Origin of the sequence: Pseudoalteromonas sp. SG45-5 (genome assembly GCF_014164085.1) — a bacterium.
Taxonomy (GTDB): Bacteria; Pseudomonadota; Gammaproteobacteria; order Enterobacterales; family Alteromonadaceae; genus Pseudoalteromonas; species Pseudoalteromonas aliena.
This window is the reverse complement of the sequence record NZ_JACJEM010000182.1, coordinates 1-316: the sequence shown is the minus strand read 5'-3', so window position 1 is coordinate 316 and position 316 is coordinate 1. Positions and strand designations below refer to the sequence as shown.

Here is a 316-nt window from a genome sequence, read left to right as displayed (position 1 = left end):
AAGTGCTTTTTACTAGCTTGACTAGGCTTATCGCAAGTTAATACGTCCTTCATCGCCTCCAACTGCCAAGGCATCCACCGTGTACGCTTAGTCACTTAACCATACAACCCAAACGGGTCTTTGTTGTGTGACAGTTTAACTTCGCCAGAAGTCAATATTGAATACTAAAGTAGATACCAATCAATCAACGTAAAACGTTAATTAAATGGCACTGAATGGTACTGCTACCATTCTTTTTTTACTTTTGAAAACTCTTGATAAATACAATGTATCTATCAGAATTTTATTATCAGCTTTTCCAAATTTTTAAAGAGCA

The 316-nt window shown here is 35.8% G+C and carries 1 rRNA gene; it reads right to left on the bottom strand.

The features are described from left to right. A 23S ribosomal RNA gene (locus H5119_RS20215) occupies positions 1-101 on the bottom strand; the annotation flags it as partial. Positions 102-316: the final 215 nt, after the last annotated feature.